Origin of the sequence: Halocynthiibacter styelae (assembly GCF_016123485.1) — a bacterium.
Taxonomy (GTDB): domain Bacteria; phylum Pseudomonadota; class Alphaproteobacteria; order Rhodobacterales; family Rhodobacteraceae; genus Halocynthiibacter; species Halocynthiibacter styelae.
The window spans coordinates 381,568-400,955 of record NZ_JADCKQ010000002.1; the positions used below are offsets into that span (position 1 = coordinate 381,568).

Annotated in this window: 22 protein-coding genes; 15 read left to right on the forward strand and 7 right to left on the reverse strand. The window is 56.1% G+C overall.

Translation table 11 applies throughout. The features are described 5' to 3' along the window. Nucleotides 1-42: 42 nt before the first annotated feature. The gene (locus H1D41_RS04080) at nucleotides 43-255 is read right to left on the reverse strand and encodes a YgaP family membrane protein (protein ID WP_107495785.1); all 213 of its coding nucleotides are present in this window, start codon (nucleotides 253-255) and stop codon (nucleotides 43-45) included. A 78-nt stretch (nucleotides 256-333) separates the two neighbouring features. Then, complete coding sequence (locus tag H1D41_RS04085) at nucleotides 334-1,002, reverse strand: Crp/Fnr family transcriptional regulator (RefSeq protein WP_228847708.1); 669 nt, start codon at nucleotides 1,000-1,002, stop codon at nucleotides 334-336. Between the two features lie 236 nt (nucleotides 1,003-1,238). Here H1D41_RS04085 and pcaF point away from each other — a divergent pair, with 236 nt between their 5' ends. Genes pcaF through H1D41_RS04125 form a run of 8 tightly spaced genes read left to right on the forward strand, consistent with a single transcriptional unit; the run spans nucleotide 1,239 to nucleotide 7,555 of the window. Next, on the forward strand, nucleotides 1,239-2,441 hold the full coding sequence (gene pcaF, locus H1D41_RS04090) for a 3-oxoadipyl-CoA thiolase (protein ID WP_228847709.1): 1,203 nt from the start codon (nucleotides 1,239-1,241) through the stop codon (nucleotides 2,439-2,441). A gap of 13 nt (nucleotides 2,442-2,454) precedes the next feature. Continuing rightward, complete coding sequence (gene paaA, locus H1D41_RS04095; protein WP_228847710.1) at nucleotides 2,455-3,447, forward strand: 1,2-phenylacetyl-CoA epoxidase subunit PaaA; 993 nt, start codon at nucleotides 2,455-2,457, stop codon at nucleotides 3,445-3,447. Nucleotides 3,448-3,468: 21 nt separating this feature from the next. Next, a complete protein-coding gene (gene paaB / locus H1D41_RS04100) occupies nucleotides 3,469-3,753 on the forward strand; it encodes a 1,2-phenylacetyl-CoA epoxidase subunit PaaB (RefSeq protein WP_228847711.1) in 285 nt (94 codons plus the stop codon). Next, complete coding sequence (paaC, locus tag H1D41_RS04105) at nucleotides 3,753-4,520, forward strand: 1,2-phenylacetyl-CoA epoxidase subunit PaaC (RefSeq protein WP_228847712.1); 768 nt, start codon at nucleotides 3,753-3,755, stop codon at nucleotides 4,518-4,520. The genes paaB and paaC overlap by 1 nt, the downstream gene beginning before the upstream one ends. Before the next feature lies 1 nt (nucleotide 4,521). Then, a complete protein-coding gene (gene paaD, locus H1D41_RS04110; RefSeq protein ID WP_228847713.1) occupies nucleotides 4,522-4,995 on the forward strand; it encodes a 1,2-phenylacetyl-CoA epoxidase subunit PaaD in 474 nt (157 codons plus the stop codon). 24 nt (nucleotides 4,996-5,019) lie between these two features. Further along, nucleotides 5,020-6,093: a 2Fe-2S iron-sulfur cluster-binding protein gene (locus H1D41_RS04115; protein ID WP_228847714.1), complete on the forward strand. Its 1,074-nt coding sequence runs from the start codon at nucleotides 5,020-5,022 to the stop codon at nucleotides 6,091-6,093. Between the two features lie 56 nt (nucleotides 6,094-6,149). Further along, entirely contained in the window at nucleotides 6,150-6,908 is a 759-nt protein-coding gene (locus H1D41_RS04120) for a Phenylacetic acid catabolic protein (protein ID WP_228847715.1), read from the forward strand. A gap of 59 nt (nucleotides 6,909-6,967) precedes the next feature. Beyond that, nucleotides 6,968-7,555 (forward strand): GNAT family N-acetyltransferase, encoded by a 588-nt coding sequence (locus tag H1D41_RS04125; RefSeq protein ID WP_228847716.1) that lies wholly within the window; start codon nucleotides 6,968-6,970, stop codon nucleotides 7,553-7,555. Here the strand turns inward: H1D41_RS04125 and H1D41_RS04130 are convergent. Beyond that, nucleotides 7,538-8,098 (reverse strand): MarR family winged helix-turn-helix transcriptional regulator, encoded by a 561-nt coding sequence (locus H1D41_RS04130; protein ID WP_228847717.1) that lies wholly within the window; start codon nucleotides 8,096-8,098, stop codon nucleotides 7,538-7,540. The genes H1D41_RS04125 and H1D41_RS04130 overlap by 18 nt on opposite strands. A 78-nt stretch (nucleotides 8,099-8,176) precedes the next feature. On the opposite strand from H1D41_RS04130, the gene H1D41_RS04135 reads away from it, so the two are divergent. Continuing rightward, nucleotides 8,177-8,608, forward strand: coding sequence for a PACE efflux transporter (locus H1D41_RS04135; RefSeq protein ID WP_228847718.1), 432 nt, complete (start codon nucleotides 8,177-8,179; stop codon nucleotides 8,606-8,608). On the opposite strand, the gene H1D41_RS04140 is transcribed toward H1D41_RS04135, so the two are convergent. From H1D41_RS04140 to paaG, 4 genes are read right to left on the reverse strand one after another with little or no spacing between them, the layout of a single operon-like run. Then, nucleotides 8,603-9,196 carry a TetR/AcrR family transcriptional regulator gene (locus H1D41_RS04140; protein ID WP_228847774.1) on the reverse strand — a complete coding sequence of 198 codons (594 nt, stop codon included), beginning with the start codon at nucleotides 9,194-9,196 and terminating at the stop codon, nucleotides 8,603-8,605. The genes H1D41_RS04135 and H1D41_RS04140 overlap by 6 nt on opposite strands. A gap of 14 nt (nucleotides 9,197-9,210) precedes the next feature. Further along, a complete protein-coding gene (gene paaK / locus H1D41_RS04145) occupies nucleotides 9,211-10,518 on the reverse strand; it encodes a phenylacetate--CoA ligase PaaK (RefSeq protein WP_228847719.1) in 1,308 nt (435 codons plus the stop codon). A gap of 13 nt (nucleotides 10,519-10,531) precedes the next feature. After that, nucleotides 10,532-10,987, reverse strand: a complete 456-nt coding sequence (paaI, locus tag H1D41_RS04150; RefSeq protein WP_228847720.1) for a hydroxyphenylacetyl-CoA thioesterase PaaI — start codon at nucleotides 10,985-10,987, stop codon at nucleotides 10,532-10,534. Then, nucleotides 10,984-11,781 (reverse strand): 2-(1,2-epoxy-1,2-dihydrophenyl)acetyl-CoA isomerase PaaG, encoded by a 798-nt coding sequence (gene paaG / locus H1D41_RS04155; RefSeq protein WP_228847721.1) that lies wholly within the window; start codon nucleotides 11,779-11,781, stop codon nucleotides 10,984-10,986. The genes paaI and paaG overlap by 4 nt, the downstream gene beginning before the upstream one ends. 171 nt (nucleotides 11,782-11,952) lie before the next feature. Between paaG and H1D41_RS04160 the strand changes: the two genes are divergently transcribed. The 6 genes from H1D41_RS04160 to H1D41_RS04185 all read left to right on the forward strand — a co-directional run bounded on the left by H1D41_RS04160 (nucleotide 11,953) and on the right by H1D41_RS04185 (nucleotide 19,081). Then, nucleotides 11,953-12,975 (forward strand): TRAP transporter substrate-binding protein, encoded by a 1,023-nt coding sequence (locus H1D41_RS04160; protein ID WP_228847722.1) that lies wholly within the window; start codon nucleotides 11,953-11,955, stop codon nucleotides 12,973-12,975. A gap of 83 nt (nucleotides 12,976-13,058) precedes the next feature. Then, nucleotides 13,059-13,559 carry a TRAP transporter small permease gene (locus H1D41_RS04165; protein ID WP_107495798.1) on the forward strand — a complete coding sequence of 167 codons (501 nt, stop codon included), beginning with the start codon at nucleotides 13,059-13,061 and terminating at the stop codon, nucleotides 13,557-13,559. Next, nucleotides 13,559-14,911 carry a TRAP transporter large permease gene (locus tag H1D41_RS04170; RefSeq protein WP_228847723.1) on the forward strand — a complete coding sequence of 451 codons (1,353 nt, stop codon included), beginning with the start codon at nucleotides 13,559-13,561 and terminating at the stop codon, nucleotides 14,909-14,911. The genes H1D41_RS04165 and H1D41_RS04170 overlap by 1 nt, the downstream gene beginning before the upstream one ends. Further along, nucleotides 14,863-16,110 (forward strand): cytochrome P450, encoded by a 1,248-nt coding sequence (locus tag H1D41_RS04175; protein ID WP_228847724.1) that lies wholly within the window; start codon nucleotides 14,863-14,865, stop codon nucleotides 16,108-16,110. The genes H1D41_RS04170 and H1D41_RS04175 overlap by 49 nt, the downstream gene beginning before the upstream one ends. A 59-nt stretch (nucleotides 16,111-16,169) precedes the next feature. Then, a complete protein-coding gene (gene paaZ / locus H1D41_RS04180; protein WP_228847725.1) occupies nucleotides 16,170-18,200 on the forward strand; it encodes a phenylacetic acid degradation bifunctional protein PaaZ in 2,031 nt (676 codons plus the stop codon). 41 nt (nucleotides 18,201-18,241) lie between these two features. After that, nucleotides 18,242-19,081 carry a PaaX family transcriptional regulator C-terminal domain-containing protein gene (locus H1D41_RS04185; RefSeq protein ID WP_228847726.1) on the forward strand — a complete coding sequence of 280 codons (840 nt, stop codon included), beginning with the start codon at nucleotides 18,242-18,244 and terminating at the stop codon, nucleotides 19,079-19,081. The last annotated feature ends 307 nt before the right edge of the window (nucleotides 19,082-19,388 follow it).

Below are 19,388 nucleotides of genomic sequence, written 5' to 3' on the forward strand. Positions count from 1 at the left end.
AACGCGCAGGCAATGGCCCGCGCGTGTAATGGTATTGTGCGTTCAGCGGCGGCAGGTCTTAATGCCGAAGAGTGTATAGAGCGGGCAGAAACGCACAAGGGCCGTGCCGACAAAGACCAATCCGGCGATGGTCGCGATGGTTTTCACCAGCCCACTGTCAAACAGTGCAAGTCCCGACAGCCAGGCCAGAAGGATCAGGGCAACACCTGCGATAAGGCGAAACATGCGGTCAGTGCCGCCAACATTAGCGTTCATTTCGGGATCTCCGGTTCAGTGATCTTTACCAGATAACCCGACCATCCGGTCGGTTCGGTGACATTGTCACCAAACGGGTTAAGCGGCGGTTTCCGCAAGCTGGCCCAGCGCTGTTTTATCCAGCAAAGTGATCGTGCCCCGGCTTTGCGCCACCCATTCGCGGCGCTGGAATTCCTGAAGCTGGCGGGAAATCACTTCGCGTGCAGTGCCAAGCTCTGCCGCCATTTTCTGATGGGTGGATTTGATCACATCCCCCTCACGCGACAATTCCAGCAGACGTTGCGCCAGGCGGATATCCATGCGCTGAAAGGCGATGTCTTCGATCACCTGGAACAGATCGGTGATGCGGCGGGAATAGGCGGTGAAAACAAAACGGCGGAAAGTTTCTGAGGTTGAGATCAGTTCTTCAAACACCGTGCGCGGGATGGCGGCGGCGGTGACTTCGGTCTCAGCAATCCCCTCAGCGGAATAATCATCGTAAGCCAGCAGACAGGCGGTGGTCATGACGCAGCTTTCCCCGGCATTGACCCGATACAGCACGATTTCACGCCCGCCTTCGGACAGTTGTTGAACGCGCACAGTACCTTCCAACAGAAGCAGCAGGTTTTCCGGCGTCTTATCCGGACCGAAAATCACTGTATCGGGCGCAAGCGTCACAACCTTGCTGCGGGAAACCAGTTGTTCGCGCAATTCAGGTTTCAGTTGGGACAGGCCCATGAACCGGTCAATCCAGTTTGAATAATCCATTATTTCTCTACGCTTGTTTCTGGCTGTGAAGAAAGAATAGGCAGCCCCCTGCCCGGCGTCCATGGGGAAACTGCATATTACGACGCAACGCCACATAATGTGTTACGATATCTGCAGTAACGCGCAATTTCGTAACATTTAACTTGCAACGAATCTGATAACCACTTATCCCGACCATGCGGTCGGCTATTGATCCGCGCGAAATTCGCCACCGGAATGAAGGGAGCTTCAGAAAAATGGACGCATTTATCTGCGACGCAACGAGAACGCCGATCGGCCGCTATGGCGGGGCGCTGTCCTCTGTGCGCACCGATGATCTGGCAGCACACCCTATCGCAGCCCTGATGGCCCGCAACCCGCAGGTGGACTGGGCATCCGTTGATGACGTGATCTTTGGCGATGCGAACCAGGCCGGTGAAAGCAACCGCAATGTCGCCCGTATGGCAGCACTTTTGGCGGGCCTGCCGGTTGATGTGCCAGGTACCACCGTGAACCGCCTGTGTGCATCTGGCATGGATGCAGTTGGTATGGCGGCCCGTGGCATCAAAGCGGGTGATTACGATCTGGCTATTGCCGGTGGCGTGGAAAGCATGTCGCGCGCGCCCTTTGTGGTTGGCAAGCAGACATCCGCCTTTGGGCGTGCGGCGCAGATGTTTGACACCACCATTGGCTGGCGTTTTATCAATAAGAAGCTGCAGAAAATGTATGGCACGGATTCCATGCCGGAAACTGCGGATAATGTGGCTGCGGATTACAATGTAAACCGCGCTGATCAGGATGCTTTTGCCGCCCGCTCGCAAGCCCGCTGGGCGGCGGCACATGAGGCCGGCGTTTTTGCAGATGAGATAACCCCGGTGGAAGTGCCACAGCGCAAGGGTGATCCCCTGGTTGTGGACACCGATGAACACCCGCGCCCGGGCACGGATGCGGCGAAACTGGGTAAGCTTAAAGGTGTAAACGGCCCGGACCTGACTGTAACGGCAGGTAATGCGTCTGGTGTGAATGATGGGGCGGCTGCGATGTTGCTGGCGTCAGAAGCCGCCGTTGCGAAGAACGGTCTGACGCCAATGGCGCGTATTGTTGGCATGTCTGCCGCAGGTGTTGAACCTCGCGTCATGGGCATCGGTCCGGTCCCTGCAACGCGTAAGGTTCTGGCGCGCGCTGGTCTGCGCATTGAAGACATGGATGTCATTGAGCTGAATGAAGCTTTCGCTAGCCAGGGCATCGCTACCCTGCGCGAACTTGGCTTGGCTGATGACGCCCAACATGTGAACCCAAATGGCGGGGCGATCGCGATCGGTCACCCACTTGGCATGTCCGGCGCGCGCCTTGTGATGGCCGCCGCCTATCAACTGAAACGCACAGGCGGGCGCTATGCGCTTTGCACCATGTGCGTGGGTGTCGGCCAGGGTGCCGCCATCATTATTGAACGCGTATAAGGGAGGATCACCAATGTATGCACAAATGGTAAAATCCGCAGGAACCGGCGTTAAATCCCGCGAAGACATGTCGGATCAAGAACGTGAGTTTCAAGACAAAATTGATGCGGATATCAAGATTGAACCGCGCGACTGGATGCCCGATGATTACCGCGCAACCCTGATCCGTCAGATGGGCCAGCACGCTCATTCCGAAATCGTCGGACAGCTGCCCGAAGGCAACTGGATCACACGCGCCCCGACACTGGAACGCAAGGCCATTCTGCTGGCTAAGGTACAAGATGAAGCGGGCCATGGTCTGTATCTGTATTCCGCCGCAGAAACCCTTGGTGTGACCCGGGATGAACTGACAGAAATGTTGCTGGATGGCCGGATGAAATATTCCTCCATCTTCAACTATCCAACCTTGAACTGGGCCGATATTGGCGCGGTGGGCTGGCTTGTGGATGGGGCTGCGATCATGAACCAGGTGCCGTTGCAGCGCACATCCTACGGGCCCTATTCCCGCGCGATGATCCGCATTTGTAAGGAAGAAAGCTTCCACCAGCGCCAGGGGTATGACGCCATTCGCAAGATGGCAGAAGGCACCGTTGCACAGAAAAAAATGGCCCAGGATGCGCTGAACCGCCTCTGGTATCCGTCGCTTATGATGTTCGGCCCCTCTGATAAAGATTCAGTGCATTCCGCACAAAGCATGGCCTGGAAGATCAAGATCAATACCAATGATGAGCTGCGCCAGAAATTCGTCGATCAGACCGTACCACAGATTGAATATCTGGATCTCGATCTGCCGGATGAGGGCATCACATGGAACGCCCAACGCGGTCATTATGACTACACCGATCCGAACTGGTCCGAGTTCTTTGACGTGATCAAGGGCAATGGTCCCTGCAATGTCGACCGCCTGGCCGCACGTAACAAAGCTTGGGACGATGGTGCCTGGGTGCGTGATGGTCTGATGGCGAATGCACGAAAAAAAGCCGCAGCCAAAATGGCCGCTGAGTAAGTCGATTAGAGGAGAAATCAAATGCAAAACGAATGGCCCCTCTGGGAAATCTTTATCCGTGGCCAACACGGTATGAGCCACCGCCACGTCGGATCGCTTCATGCACCTGACGCTGAAATGGCGATTAAAAACGCGCGCGATGTCTACACCCGCCGCAATGAAGGCGTGTCGATCTGGGCGGTTGAGGCAAAACACATTGCCGCCACTGCGCCTGGTGAAAAAGGCCCGCTGTTTGAACCAAGCGAAAGCAAAGTTTACCGCCACCCGACCTTCTTTGATATCCCTGAAGAAGTGGGGGCTATGTAATGTCCGCCGTTGATCAACAGGCCCTGTTCCAGTTCCTGCTGCGCATGGGTGACAATACGCTGGTGCTGGGGCATCGCGTATCAGAATGGTGCGGGCATGCGCCTGTGCTGGAAGAAGACATCGCTCTGGCCAACACCGCACTTGATCTGATCGGTCAGACACAGTTCTGGCTGGGTCTTGCGGGTGAAGTTGAAGGCAAAGGTCAGGATGCTGATGCGCTGGCTTTCCGCCGTGACGTCTGGGATTTTCGCAATTTCTTGATCTGCGAAATGCCAAATGGCGATTTCGGACAAACGCTGATGCGTCAATTTCTGTTTGATGCATGGGCTTCTGTCACCCTTGCCCATCTGCAGACATCATCTGATGAACGTGTGGCGGGCATCGCGGCCAAAGCGTCTAAAGAAGTGGCGTATCATCTGGAACGCTCCGCAGACACTGTGGTTGGTCTTGGCGATGGCACCGAAGAAAGCCACAAACGCATGCAGGCGGCCCTTGAATATCTCTGGCCTTATGTGGGCGAAATGTTTGTCTCTGACGATGTGGATACAGCCATGGTTGCCGCCGGGATCGCACCTGATCCGGCCAGCTTACGTGCAGAATATGATGCGATCATCACCCGCGTTCTGACCCAGGCCACCCTGGATATTCCACAAAGCGCATTTGCCCACAAAGGCGGGCGTGATGGATCTATCCACACAGAACATCTGGGTCATCTGCTGACGTCTATGCAATGGCTGCAACGTGTCTATCCGGATGCGAGCTGGTGATATGACACAGCTGGCGGAACATCCCCCTATTGATCAGATCTGGGACTGGCTGCACGCTGTTCCCGATCCGGAAATCCCTGTGATTTCCCTGACCGATCTGGGGATCATCCGCGATGTGGCCTATGATGGCGACACGCTGGTTGTCACCGTCACCCCCACCTATTCCGGCTGCCCGGCGACATCAATCATCAATCTTGATATCGAAACTGCGTTGCGGGATCAGGGCATACAGAACATCCGTTTGAAACAGCAGATCTTCCCACCCTGGACCACCGACTGGCTGACACCAGAGGGCGCGGAAAAGCTTGAAAAATACGGCATCGCCCCACCCACAGCGGCGGGTGGGCCTAAACGCTGCCCCCATTGTGGCGGTGCAAATCTTGAAAAACTCAGTCAGTTCGGCTCGACCCCCTGCAAGGCGCAGTGGAAATGCACCGACTGTCTTGAACCTTTTGACTACTTCAAATGCATCTAATGCGGTGCTGACAGGGAGGATACTATGGCCCGTTTCCACGAGCTGATCGTTACCGATATTCACAAAACCATCCGCGATGCGGTGGTCGTAACGCTGAAACCTGCCAATGATGCAGCGTCCAGTGAATTTGATTTTACCCAGGGCCAATACCTGACATTCCGCCAGGATTTTGAAGGCGAAGAACTGCGCCGCAGCTATTCGATTTGTGCCGGCAAAGATGAAGGTCTGCTGCAGGTTGGTATAAAACGCGTTGATGGTGGTGCGTTTTCCACCTGGGCGAATGAAGATCTGCAAGAGGGCGATAAAATCGAAGCCCTACCCCCGATGGGTGGTTTCTTTACGCCGCTAGATGCAGCAAACCAGAAACAATACCTGGGGTTTGCGGGTGGCTCTGGCATCACACCTGTGCTGTCGATAATTAAGACCACCCTGGAAGCCGAACAGAACAGCCGATTCACACTGGTTTACGCCAATAAATCCGTGACTTCGATCATGTTCCGCGAGGAAATCGAAGACCTGAAAAACACCTATATGGGCCGTTTCAACGTCATTCATATTCTGGAAAGTGATGCCCAGGACATTGATCTGTTCACAGGCCTTGTGACGGAAGAAAAATGCGCCGAGCTGTTCAAAGGTTGGATCGACATTGAACATGTGGACACGGCCTTTATCTGCGGTCCTGAACCGATGATGCTGGGCATTGCCTCTGCGCTTCGCGGTGCTGGCCTTGAGGATGCGCAGATCAAGTTTGAACTTTTTGCATCTTCACAGCCGGGGCGCGCGAAAAAGAAAGCTGCAAGCAGTGCAACAAGCAACGCAGGCGCGACATCTGCTGCGATCACGCTGGATGGTGCCACACAGACTATCACCATGGATCGCGACACCAGTATTCTGGACGCGGCGCGTGACAACAACATGGATGCGCCCTGGGCCTGTAAGGCGGGTGTGTGTTCGACCTGCCGCTGTAAGGTTCTGGAAGGCGAGGTTGAGATGGCCGCAAACCATGCACTGGAAGATTACGAGGTGGCAAAGGGCTATGTTTTGTCCTGCCAGGCCTATCCGGTGACCGATAAGGTTGTCGTGGATTACGACCAGTAAATTTCAGAAAGCCCGCCCCTTCCGGCGGGCTTTTTCTTTAAGGAATGAGGGAAAAGATGACCGAAGATATGTCCATTGAAAGCTATCTCGCCCAGGGCGGCGTTCTGAGCAACCCACATAACGTGCCATCCCGATACCGCGCGGAACTGTTGAAACTGATGTCCAGTTTTGTTGACAGTGAACTGGCGGGGGCTGCCGGCTTTGCGGATATCATCAACCTTGGGCCGGGCATCAAATCCCGGATTGCGGCGGCCAGGATCGTTCTGGAAAAGACGGATCATGCGGACAAGGTCTTGAAGATCATGGCCGAATTTGGCGTGGATGCGGAACGTTACGCGGCACACCACCCCTGGACCGCCCGCCTTGATCGTGAGGCCGCCATCGGCACACAGCGCCACGAACAGGACATGCGCCTTGCAGTCTTTAACTACCCGCTGACGACATGGGCGGATGCTGTGGTGATGAACCTTCTGATGGGGCGTGCCGTTGGGGTACAGCTCGCGGATTTTCAGACGCTGTCTTATCAGCCCCTGGCAGAGGCTTTCCGCGCAATTTCCCTGGTTGAGACCCGCCATGCGGAACTGGCAGAAGAAGGGCTTGTGGCCCTGATTGCAGACACAGATGCCGCAGAACTTCAGGCCTCAGTCGATTACTGGTGGCCACGGGTTTCTGCCAGTTTTGGCACTGCCGATGCGGGTCGCATTGATGCGTTGAAAGCCATGGGTCTGCGCCGCAGCAGCCCGGATGAAATGCGCACCCGCTGGGAAGCGGAAGCCAAAGTTGTGCTGACACAAATCGGGCTGCATGCCGGATAAACCGGTTGCCAGAGGCGGGCAGGAATGATTGGCTGATCCTGACCAAATAAGGAATTTCCATGCCCTCTGCCTGCTTCTGGCCCGCCCCCGTCACGCTAAAAGGCGATCATGTTCTGCTCGCACCCTTGTCGCATGATCACGCAGATGGGCTGAAAGTCGCCTGCGCCGAAATCCCCGGGCTCTGGTATACCTCTGTGCCCACGCCCGACGGAATGGACGCGGAAATCACACGTCGCCTGTCCCAACCTGACATGCAGCCCTTCACGGTGATGACGCCCGATGGCACACCTGTGGGCATGACAACCTTCATGAACATTGACGCCGCCAACCGCCGGGTTGAGATCGGATCCACCTGGTACGCGAAATCCGTGCAGCGCAGTGGGCTGAATACGGAAGCGAAGCTATTGCTGCTCACCCATGCCTTTGAGGATCTGGATTGCATCGCAGTGGAGTTCCGCACCCACTTCATGAACCACGCCAGTCGCAGCGCCATTGCCCGTCTTGGTGCAAAACAGGATGGCATCCTGCGCAATCACATGATCAGCCCCGATGGCAGCCTACGCGATACGGTTTGTTTTTCGATCATTTCCGGGGAATGGCCTGCGGTAAAAATGAATCTGAAACACAGATTACACCCTGTCGGCTGAGCCTGTTTCTTTGAAAGAAACAGGGCCGGATTCTTTCAAAGAATCCGTTTCACCGCCCTCCATCCGCGACAGCGCCAGTTGCAGCGCGTCGGCAAGATCGTTCAGCTGGGCATCACTCATCACGCCCTCAAAAATGTCCCTGTCATTGTCGGCCACGGCTGCCATCGTCGCTTCAATATGCGCGGCACCCTTTTCCGTCAACTGCACAAAGCGGCTGCGCTTATCTTCCGGATTGTCTGCGCGGATAACATAACCGACCTCTTCAAACTGCTTCAGCAGCTTCGTCATCCCCCCAGAGGTGATAAGCACTGCCCGCCAAAGTTCCGACGGCGTCATCTGACGTCCTTTCTCCGCGCGCAGGGCCACCAGGGTTTCAAACCCTGCATCCGTCAGCCCATGCGCCGCCAGCACCGGATTTGTTTTTGCCTCGACAATTTCACTCAACCGGTAAGCACCCAAGACCACCCGACAGGCCGGTGTCAGGGCCTCTGGCCAGTTTTCCTGTAGTTTCGCCTGAATTTCAGAGATCGAAGCTTTTTCCATCACAGCACCACATTTAACTTGCCAGAAAGATAAGTGATCTCTACATAAATTAAAATATCTTTCTGGAAAGGTAAATTCATGCGCACCTTCAAGGACCGTCTGCGTCACACGTTGCTGTTTGAACTGATTGCACTGACCCTGGTTGCGATCTTCGGTGCGTGGATTACCGGGCATTCACCCGCAGAAATGGGTACGCTTGGCCTGATGATGAGCCTGCTCGCCATGGCCTGGAACCTGGTTTACAACTGGATGTTTGATCAATGGGATATGAAGTATCGCAACATGGCGCCACGCGGCGTGAAGATCCGCATCATCCACGCATTGTTGTTTGAAGGCGGGTTATTGATCGCTGGGATCTTCGTCGTGGCCTGGTGGCTTTCAATCACTTTGCTTCAGGCGCTGTTGCTGGATCTGGGCTTTGCCGCGTTTTTCCTAGTCTATGCCTATGTCTTTAACCTGGCTTACGACAAGATCTTCCCTGTGCCTGCGCAACAGGCCCTGGCTTCATAGGCCTTCAAGCCCGCCCAGGGTCAGGTCCGCCACGTGGCGGGCGTAAGCTTCGCGCGCATCACTGCCTGCACCGGAATTCCACATGTAATACCAGTTCAGCATACCAAAGACCGACATGGTCATATTGCGCAGCTTTTCTTTGTCGCCCTCAAACGCCGCCGGGTTCACCGCGCAAATCGCGTTGTTCAGGCTGCGCACCATATCACGTTGATATCCCCGCAATAGGGTCTGTTGATCTTCAGGCAGGGAAGACATGCCGCCCGCCTGAACCTGGTGTTCATAATCGGCACCCTGATAAGCCATCAGGATTTCCCCGATCAGCGCCCGCAGATTTTCCGCCGGTGCCCCTTCCAGCGGGAAATCACAGATACGCGTGCGCAGATCGGTCAGATAAGCATCCAGCACGTCAAACAGGATCGCATCTTTGCTGCCGTAATAGTGATAGATATTGGCCTTGGAGATCCCGCATTCCCGCGCAAGCTGGGCCATGGACGCGCCATCAAACCCCTCAGTTGCAAAGGTTTTCGCCGCGGCTTTCAGGATAGAAAGCCGTTTCTGATCATGGTCTTTTGCGATGGTACGGGCCAGGGAACTATCCTCTCTTACTGATTGCGGTTGTCGACAACACGTTTGGCTTTGCCTTCGGAACGCGCGACTTCACCAGGTTCCCCGACAACGACCTCACAGGATACGCCGACAATGTCTTTCACGCGTTTGGTCAGCATGCGTGCCGCAGCGGTTTTGGACAGATTGTCGGTTGCGCCCTTTTCCGCCTCAACAAAAACGCGCATAGCATCCATCCGGCCGGATTTGTAAAGCTCAATCTGGAAGTGCGGGGCAAGACCACCGGTGGCCATCAACTGTTCTTCGATCTGGGTTGGGAAGACATTCACGCCGCGCAGGATGATCATATCATCAGACCGACCTGTGATTTTTTCCATCCGACGCATGGAGCGCGCAGAGCCGGGCAGCAGACGTGTCAGATCGCGGGTGCGGTAGCGGATCATCGGCAGACCTTCTTTGGTCAGCGTAGTGAAGACCAGTTCGCCCATCTCGCCATCGGCGCAGACTTCGCCGGTCTCTGGGTTGATGATTTCGGGGTAGAAGTGATCTTCCCAGATGTGCAACCCGTCTTTGGTTTCCACACATTCATTGGCCACGCCCGGCCCCATAATCTCGGACAGACCATAAATATCAACCGCGTGCATATCAAACGCCTCTTCCACTTCCTGGCGCATGGCGTTGGTCCAGGGTTCCGCCCCAAACACACCGACATCAAGCGAGGATTCACGCGGATCAAGGCCCGCTTTGTGGAACTGTTCCAGAATGTTCAGCATGTAAGACGGCGTCACCATGATCGCATTAGGCTGGAAATCCTGGATCAGGTTGACCTGACGTTCGGTCTGGCCACCGGATACAGGCACCGCTGTCGCGCCAAGGCGCTCAATGCCATAATGCGCGCCAAGACCGCCGGTGAACAACCCGTAGCCATAGGCGTTGTGCACGATATTACCTGGCTTCACGCCAGAGGCCCGCAGGGAGCGTGCGATCAGATCGGCCCAGTTGGAAATGTCATTGGCGGTGTAACCCACAACGGTCGGCTTGCCGGTGGTGCCGGAGGATGCGTGCAGACGCACGATCTGTTCACGCGGCACAGCAAACAGGCCAAACGGGTAATTGTCGCGCAGGTCGTTTTTATAGGTGAAGGGGAACTTCGCCAGATCTTTTAGATCGGTCAGATCATCCGGATGCACGCCCGCGTCATCAAAACGCTGCTTATACATCGGCACATTGTCATACGCCGCGCGCAGGGTCTTTTTCAGGCGTTCCAACTGCAGCGCAGAGATTTCATCACGCGACGCGATCTCAATCGGGTCAAGATCGGATTTCTTTGGGGTCAGGTCTTTCATCACTCTCTCCTCATCAGCCCTGACGGGCTTCATCGGTTATTTCTTCAAACAACTGGCCTTTGACCGCGCGGGACATGCCCCGGAATTCCACGATCACATCGCCTTTCTGGTTCTGAACCCGGACGTCATAAACGCCGGAACGACCGGTCAGGGAAATCTCACGCGCTTCCGCAGTCAGACGGTCGCCCTCAAACGCGGGTTTCAGGTAACTGATCATCGCATGCTGCCCGACAGTCGCTTGATTGCGGGAATTGCAGGCGAAGGCAAAACAACTGTCTGCCAAGGAAAAGCTGACGCCGCCGTGGCAGGTTTTATGGCCGTTGGTGTGGTGACGCTGCACGGTCAGGCCAAGACGGGCGCAGCCTTCATCAACATCTTCAAGTTCCATCCCGATCCACGTGCTGGCCCCATCACCGGACCACATGGCCTGCGCGGATTTTTCAGCGCGTTCCTTTGGTGTTAAGGTCATTTTCCTTTGAACTCCGGTGCGCGTTTTTCAAGGAAAGAGGCCACGCCTTCGCGGTAATCATCAGAGTTACCACAGGTGCGCATGGCTTCTGTTTCCAGATCCAGATGATCAGACAGCGTGTTCACACAGGCGGCCTGAATGCAGGATTTTGTCAGGCCAAGGCCAAGGGTCGGCCCATTGGCAAACTTCGCGGTCATTTCGCGGGCGGTGTCCATAAAGCTGTCATCTGGCAGGGCTTTCCAGATCAGCCCCCAGTCTTCAGCCTTTTTCGCGGGCAATGGCTCGGCGGTAAAAGCCAGGCCTTTGGCGCGGGCTTCGCCAACCAGGTGCGGCAAATGCCAGGACCCGCCGGTATCCGGGATCAGGCCGACTTTGGCAAAGCTTTGGATAAACTTCGCGCTTTCCGTTGCAAGAACGATGTCACAGGCCAGGGCGAGGTTCGCGCCCGCCCCCGCCGCCACGCCATTCACCGCGCAAACCACCGGAAATTCCAGCGAACGGATCAGGCGCACAAGCGGCGCGTAAAAGGTTGCAACGGTTTCGCCCAGATCGCGGGGTTTGTCAGCCTTTGACGGATCACGATCCGACAGATCCTGCCCGGCGCAAAAGCCCCGGCCCGCGCCTGTCAACAGCACCGCACGTGCCCCACCGTCCCGCGCTGATTCGAGTGCGGCGCGCAAAGCAAGGTGCATTTCCTCGTTAAAGGAGTTCAGGCGATCGGGGCGGTTCAGTGTGATTTCAACCCAGTTTTCATGGGTTTCAACAAGGACGGTCTGGCTGTCTGAGAGGTTCATTATGTCTTCCGCAAGCTGAATTTGATAATTTTCTTGCATAAACCGAACGGTTGGTCAATAAATTCCTCAGGCCATCGAAACGGGAGAATCTTTCGATGACCCGGAACGGAATTCTACGGCAGTCACTTGCCACAGACGGGTGAACCACCTGACCACATTTGGGAGGAATAAATGACCAATTTCACTAAATTCGCCAGCATCGTTGCAGGTGCAACAATGGCACTGACCAGCACCGTTGCCTTCGCGGCTGACTATACGCTGACCATTTCCAGCTGGGCCCCGCCCACACATGGCATCAACGCCCGCATGTGGCCGACATTTGTTGAGATGGTAGAAGAAGCCACCGACGGTCAGGTGACGGCAGAACTGAAAATGGGCCTGGCCCCGCCGCCTGCGCAGATGGACCTGATCCAGGATGGTGCTGCGGACGTTTCTATCATCTTCCACGGCTATCAGCCTGGTCGATTTGTTGCGACCAAACTGATCGAACTGCCGGGTTATGAAGGTTCTGCTGAGGCTGCTTCTGTTGCCTACTGGCGCACCCATGAAGCGCATCTGGCCGCTGCGAATGAACACCGCGGCGTGAAACTGATCGCCCTGCACACCCACGGCCCGGCACAGCTGCATTCTTCCACGCCTGTGACAGAAATGTCCGAAATTGCAGGTCTGAAAGTGCGTATTCCTGGCGGCGTTGGTGGTGACGTGGGCGCAGCCCTGGGCGCGACCGGCATTCAGGTGCCTGCACCGAAAGTATACGAAACGCTGGCGTCTAACGCCGCTGACGGTGTGGTTATGCCAATGGAAAGCCGCCGTGGTTTCAAACTGACTGAAGTTGCGCAGAATGTGTATGAGCTGCCAGGCGGCCTGTACCGTGGATCTTTCGCTTTCATCATGAACGAAGACACATTCGCAGACCTGCCGGAAGATCTGCAGCAGAAGCTGGAAGACGAAGTATTCGGCGAACCGCTGTCCCGTGCCCTTGGCGCAATCTGGGATGAAATCGACACTGTGGGCCGTGAAGCCACGCTGACAACCGAAGGCAATGCGATCAACGCCGCAAGCGAAGCTGATCTGGCGCAATTCGCTGACATCACCACAGCCGTGACCGCATCCGTTCTCGAAGAACTGTCCGCAGCAGGCATCGACGCCGCCGCTGCACATGAGATGGTGAAATCCGAGATGGCTGCGAACTAAGCCGCCTGAAACGAACACCTCCGGCGGCGCAACCCGCCGGAGCGACCAAGCCGCAGTCCAGCCTGCCAGCCAGTGAGGCCCCCATGAAACCCGTTATATCCGCCATCCGCTGGCTGAGCCCCTTTCCGGTTGTGCTCGCCTGTCTGGCGCTTTTTGCCCTGATGACCATGACTTTCTTTGATGTTGTGTTGCGGTCTGTCTTTAATTCCCCGATCGAAGCCGCGACCGAGCTGACCCGCATCCTGATGGCGATTGTCGTATTTTCGGTTCTGCCGCAGGTGTCCGCCCAGGCCGGGCATATTGCCGTCGATCTGATGGACAGCCTGTTCTTCCGCTGGCGTCTGCACAATATCCGTGACGGGCTGGGCTATGTCCTGTGCGGCGCGTTGATGTACTGGCCCGCGCAACGGATCTGGATCCTTGCGGAACGCTGGCGTGATTACGGTGATGTCACCGAATATCTTGCGATCCCGCAATTCTATATCGGCTGGTTTATCGCCCTGTCCGTTGCCCTTTCTGGCATCGTGATGGTTGGAACCGGCCTGCTTACCCTCTTTGCCCCTCGATTGCTGGAGCGCGCGTAATGACTGCTGCACTTATTGGCTTTGCCCTTGTTCTGATCCTTGTTTTGCTGCGGATCCCAATTGTGTTTTCGATGGGCCTTGTCGGCACCTTTGGCATCGTCTGGGAACGCGGCGGTGATCTTTTGTCCGAACGCGGTATGAAAGCCGCCATGTCCGTTGTCGGGCGCCAAATCACGGATACCGCCCAGGATTACGGCCTGTCCGTTGTGCCCCTGTTCATCCTGATGGGTCTGTTTGTGAACAAAGGCGGTATGGCACGGGAACTTTATGCGGTGTCGAACGCCTTTCTTGGTCATTTCCGCGGTGGCATTGCCATGGCGACTGTTGCGGCCTGTGGCGGGTTTTCTGCGATCTGTGGATCGTCCCTTGCAACCGCAGCCACCATGTCGAAAGTGGCCATGCCGGAAATGCGTCGCTATGGCTATTCTGATGAACTGTCCACTGCGTCTATTGCGGCGGGCGGCACCCTTGGCATCCTGATCCCGCCGTCAGTGATCCTTGTGATCTATGGCCTGCTGACAGAAACCTCGATTGGTAAGCTGTTCATGGCGGGGATCATCCCCGGCGCGCTTGGCATCTTCTTTTACCTCCTCGCGGTGCGCTACACCGTCTGGCGCAAACCGGATTCCGGCCCTGCGGGTGAACGTTCCGGCTGGGATGTGCGCATCAAAGCACTTGGGTCCGTCTGGGCTGTGCTTTTGCTGTTCTTCCTTGTGATCGGTGGGCTGTATGGTGCGTTTGATTTTGCGCCCCTGAACCTGACATTTTCCCCGACCGAGGCCGCAGGCATGGGGGCCATGGGTGCTTTCCTGATCGCCCTGTTCCGGGGCGGGCTGACGGTAAAGTCGACCTTTGAGGTTCTGCGCGAAACCAGCTTTACGGCGGCATCCCTCTTCGCTGTGCTCATCGGTGCGCAGATTTTCTCAAACTTCGTGAACCTGGCAGGTCTGCCCGAAGCCCTGATCAACCTGGTCACGGTCTGGGATGTTTCGCCCTTCATGGTCATCCTGATGATCCTGGGCATCTACATCATCCTGGGCTGCGTCTTTGAAAGCCTGTCTATGTTGCTGTTGACTGTGCCGATCTTCTTCCCGCTGGTCACAAGTCTTGGCTTTGATCCGATCTGGTTTGGCATCGTGGTTGTCGTGGTGACAGAGATTTCCCTGATCACACCGCCTGTGGGCCTGAACGTCTTTATCCTGAAAGGTGTTGTAGGCGATGTATCCACCGCAACAATCTTCAAAGGCGTTACCCCGTTCTGGATCGCGGATATCTTCCGCCTGGCCCTGATCGTGCTGATCCCATGGCTGGTTCTGGTGCTGCCGGAACAAATGGGGGCAATGGGGCATTGAGCTTTGATCTGACAAACCTGCCGGGGGATTTCCACGAGAACCCCTGGCCGCATTATGCGGATCTGCGCGAAAACTACCCGGTTTGCGCCCAGGCGGATGGCAGTTTCATTCTGTCCCGTCATGCGGATCTGGATACAATTTACCGCGATACCACGACCTATATTTCCGATAAAAAGGCCGTCTTTGGCCCGAAATACGGTGTCGGCAGTCCACTGTTTGAACACCATACGACCTCGCTTGTCTTCAACGATGCCCCCCTGCACACCCGCGTGCGTAAGGTGATGGTCGGCGCGATGAACCCACGCGCGCTGGCGGCGATGGAACCTGGGCTGATCACGCTGGTCGATGATCTGAATGATGCGATGGCGGCCAACGGCAAGGCCGAGCTGATCGAAGATTTTGCAGGGGCCATCCCGATTGAAGTCATCGGCAATCTTCTGGGCATTCCGCGTGATCGCCGCGCCCCTTTGCGCGACTGGTCGCTTTCCATTCTTGGCGCGCTTGAACCACAGCTGTCTGACGCGCAAATGGCCGAGGGCAATCAGGCGGTGTCTGATTTCATGACCTACCTGCGTGATATCATTGAGGACCGCCGTGCAAACCCTGGTGATGCGGCGGTAGATGTGCTGACGCGCCTTATCCAGTCTGGTGATGAAACCGGCGAAGGCCTGTCCGAGATTGAACTATACCAGAACTGTATTTTCATCCTGAACGCGGGGCATGAAACCACAACCAATCTGATCGGCAATGCGCTGTCCCTGCTGGATCAGCACCGCAATAAACGGGCTGAGCTGTTGGCCAATCCCAAGCTGATCACGACAGCCGTAGATGAATTCCTGCGGCTTGAAAGCCCGAACCAGTTTGGCAATCGCCTGACCACGCGGGATGTCGAATTTCACGGGGTCACGATCCCGGCGGGCCGTGACATTCATCTGTGCATGGGGGCTGCAAACCGTGATCCGCGCGCCTTTGAAAACCCGGATGAGATGCAGCTGGATCGCCGCCCGAATAAACATCTGGCCTTTGCCGGTGGGGCCCATACCTGCGTTGGTCTGACACTGGCACGCATGGAAGGCCGCATTGCGGTGGAACGGTTTTTGCGGCGGTTCCCGGATTACGAAATTCAGCCAGGCGCAACGCGCGGCGGACGCATTCGCTTCCGCGGTTTTGCCCGGCTTCCCGTCGCTCTGAACGTCTGAGCGACCTCTCTTTCACGGGCAGCTTCCCCCTGCCATTGTCTAAAATGTAAGGACATAAAATGACCATTCAGCAGATCAACAGCTTCGCCGCCGGCGAATGGATCGCACCCGGCGAAGGTGCCCGCAATATCGCATCCGCCGTGACCGGTGACATCATTGCCAGTGCGGGCAACAACGCGCTGGATGTGCAGGGTATGTTGGATTACGCCCGCAATGTCGGCGGTCCGGCCCTGCGTGCGCTGACCTTCCATGACCGCGCAAAAATGATCAAAGCCCTGGCGCTGGCAATCAGCAAAAATAAACAGGCGCTGTATGATCTCAGCTTTGCCACCGGGGCCACGCAATCCGACCATATGATCGACATTGATGGCGGCATCGGCACGATGTTTGTCTTTGCGTCCAAAGGGCGTCGCGAAATGCCGGATGGCCATGTGTACCTGGACGGCGAAGTCGAACAACTGTCCCGTCACGGCACCTTTATGGGCCAGCACATCTGCACGCCTTTGCAGGGTGTGGCCGTGCATATCAACGCGTTTAACTTTCCGGTCTGGGGCATGCTTGAGAAGCTCGCCCCCACCCTTTTGGCCGGTGTGCCTGCGATTGTGAAACCGGCGACCAATTCCTGCTATGTCACGGAACTGGCTGTTAAAATCATGCTCGACAGTGGCATTCTGCCTGCTGGTGCTTTGCAGCTGGTGTCTGGTGGTCTGGGGGATATGCTGGATCGTCTGACATTGCAGGATGTGGTCAGCTTTACCGGGTCTGCCCAGACCGCGCTGTCCCTGCGTTCCGCCCCACACATTCTTGAAAACTCCATCCGGTTTGTCGCGGAACAGGACAGCCTGAATGCCTCCATCCTTGGGCCGGACGCCGCCCCTGGCACGCCGGAATTTGATCTGTTTGTCAAAGAAGTCCAACGCGAGATGACCACAAAGGCCGGTCAGAAATGTACCGCAATCCGCCGCATGATGGTCCCTGAAAACCACGTAGAGACCGTGATCGAAGCCCTGTCAGCGCGCCTTGATAAAACCCAGATCGGTGATCCAAAACTGGAAACCACGCGCATGGGCGCACTGGTGTCAGGTGGGCAAAAACGTGACGTGCTGGAAAAAGCCGCGATCATTGGGCAGGAAGCGGAGCGCGTTTACGGCGACCCGGATAATTTCACCGTTGATGGGGCCGACGCGGAAAAAGGCGCATTTGTGCCGCCGATGCTGTTCCATTGCGCAAACCCCGACAGTGCCGAACGCGTGCATGACACCGAAGCCTTCGGTCCCGTGTCCACCATCATGGGGTATCGCGATGTCAATCACGCGATTGAACTGGTGAACAAGGGGCAAGGGTCGCTTGTCGCCTCTGTCATCACCCATGATCCCGCCGTTGCACGCGAAGTTGCCATGGGCGCGGGCGCTTTCCACGGGCGGCTTTATTTCAACAATCGCGACTCGATGAAGGAAAGCACCGGACATGGATCGCCCCTGCCGCATATGGTGCATGGCGGGCCGGGCCGCGCAGGTGGTGGCGAAGAAATGGGCGGTGTGCGTGGCGTGAAACACTATATGCAACGCACGGCCATTCAGGGCAGCCCGGATATCCTGTCAGCCATCGGTGACAAATGGGTGCCCGGTGCCACGGAAACTACTAATAAGGCCCACCCGTTTACCCGTACCTTCCACGATCTAAAAATCGGTGACACGCTGCACACAGAACCACGCGTCGTCACCATGGAAGATATCGAACATTTCGCCCATTTCACCGGTGACACCTTCTATGCCCATATGGATGATGCAGCAGCCAAGCGGAACCCATTCTTCCCTGGTCGCGTGGCCCATGGCTATCTGCTATTGTCCTTCGCGGCCGGCATGTTTGTGGAACCGAACGAAGGCCCGGTTCTTGCCAATACGGGTCTTGATAACCTGCGTTTCATGAAACCGATTGAAGCAGGGGAAACCATAAAAGTGCGCCTGACGGTTAAGAAAAAAACCCCCCGCAACGAGGAATACGGCGAAGTGCGCTGGCACGTCAGCCTGACCGATGGCGAAGGTGAACTGGTGGCGGAATATGAACTTTTGACCATGAACGCCTATTAATCGCACGTAGCATCCTCATGTCCCCTGACCTATAAGGGGGCATGACTGTTTCAGACAAAACAACAAGCGACATATTCCGTAACGCAATTGAGGCGCTGAAAGATCCCCTGCCTCAACGTGTCTGGTCTGTGATTGTGTCACTCTTTGGCGATATTGCCCAGGGGGAGCGCGATCAGATCAGCGGCGTGGCCCTGACTGAAGTGGGCCGGCTTATGGGCATTCGTTCTGAAGCGATCCGCGTTGCGCTCCACCGCTTGCGGAAAGATGGTTGGATAGAAAGCCTGCGGGACGGACGAAGCAGTATGCATAAGCTGACGGCTGCAGGGCGCAGGGCATCCATCAACGCGACCCCCAAAATCTATGCACGAGAACCAGTGACAACCCCCGGCTGGTATGTCATCTGCACAGACCGCGATCTGCATGGTGACACCGGCAAAACCTTGTCCAACGCCGGAATTTCCCTGTCCCGAAACAGCTTTCTTGTTGCAGAAAACAAACTGCCCGACACTGCCAACATGTTGGTGTTTCGTGCCTCTCCCGAGCATGTGCCGGATTGGGCCAGATCTCAGATTTGCCCTGATGAGTTACAGCAAGCCGCCGTGACGCTGGAAACGTCTTTGCAAAAAGCCAGCTCTTACATAACAGCCCCCCCGGGTTTCGATGCATTGCAAACGACAGCGCTGCGTACGCTTATCGTCCACCGCTGGCGCCGGATTGCTCTGCGTATACCTGATGCACCTGTTTGCTTTTTTCCCAAAACCTGGCGAGGTGAGGCATGCCAGCAACTTTCTTCCGGACTTCTGGATCAGCTACCTGCACCAAATCTGCCTGATCTCGAAACGGCCGCATCAGGCTATCGCCATCGGGATCTTTCTGTTTGACCGCCAGCACCCCATCTGCACCCCTCATAAGCATTTGACGCGACCTATACCATCATGACATTCCACCCCAAAGCCGAAGCCGCTGTAATCATGTGTAAATTTTCGCAGTTATTTTTTGTTTACGGCTTCACTATCAAAATCCAGCCAGACAGCAGACGCATCCCGCCCCAAATTTCAAAAAGGCGGGCGGTCGTGAAACCTATGAAGATCCGGACTTGTGCTACACCTGAGGAACCGATCTTTTCAGAGGTTTATCTTTGATGTTCCCAACCCATTGCCTGCGCACGCGCTCAGAATTCAACAAGGA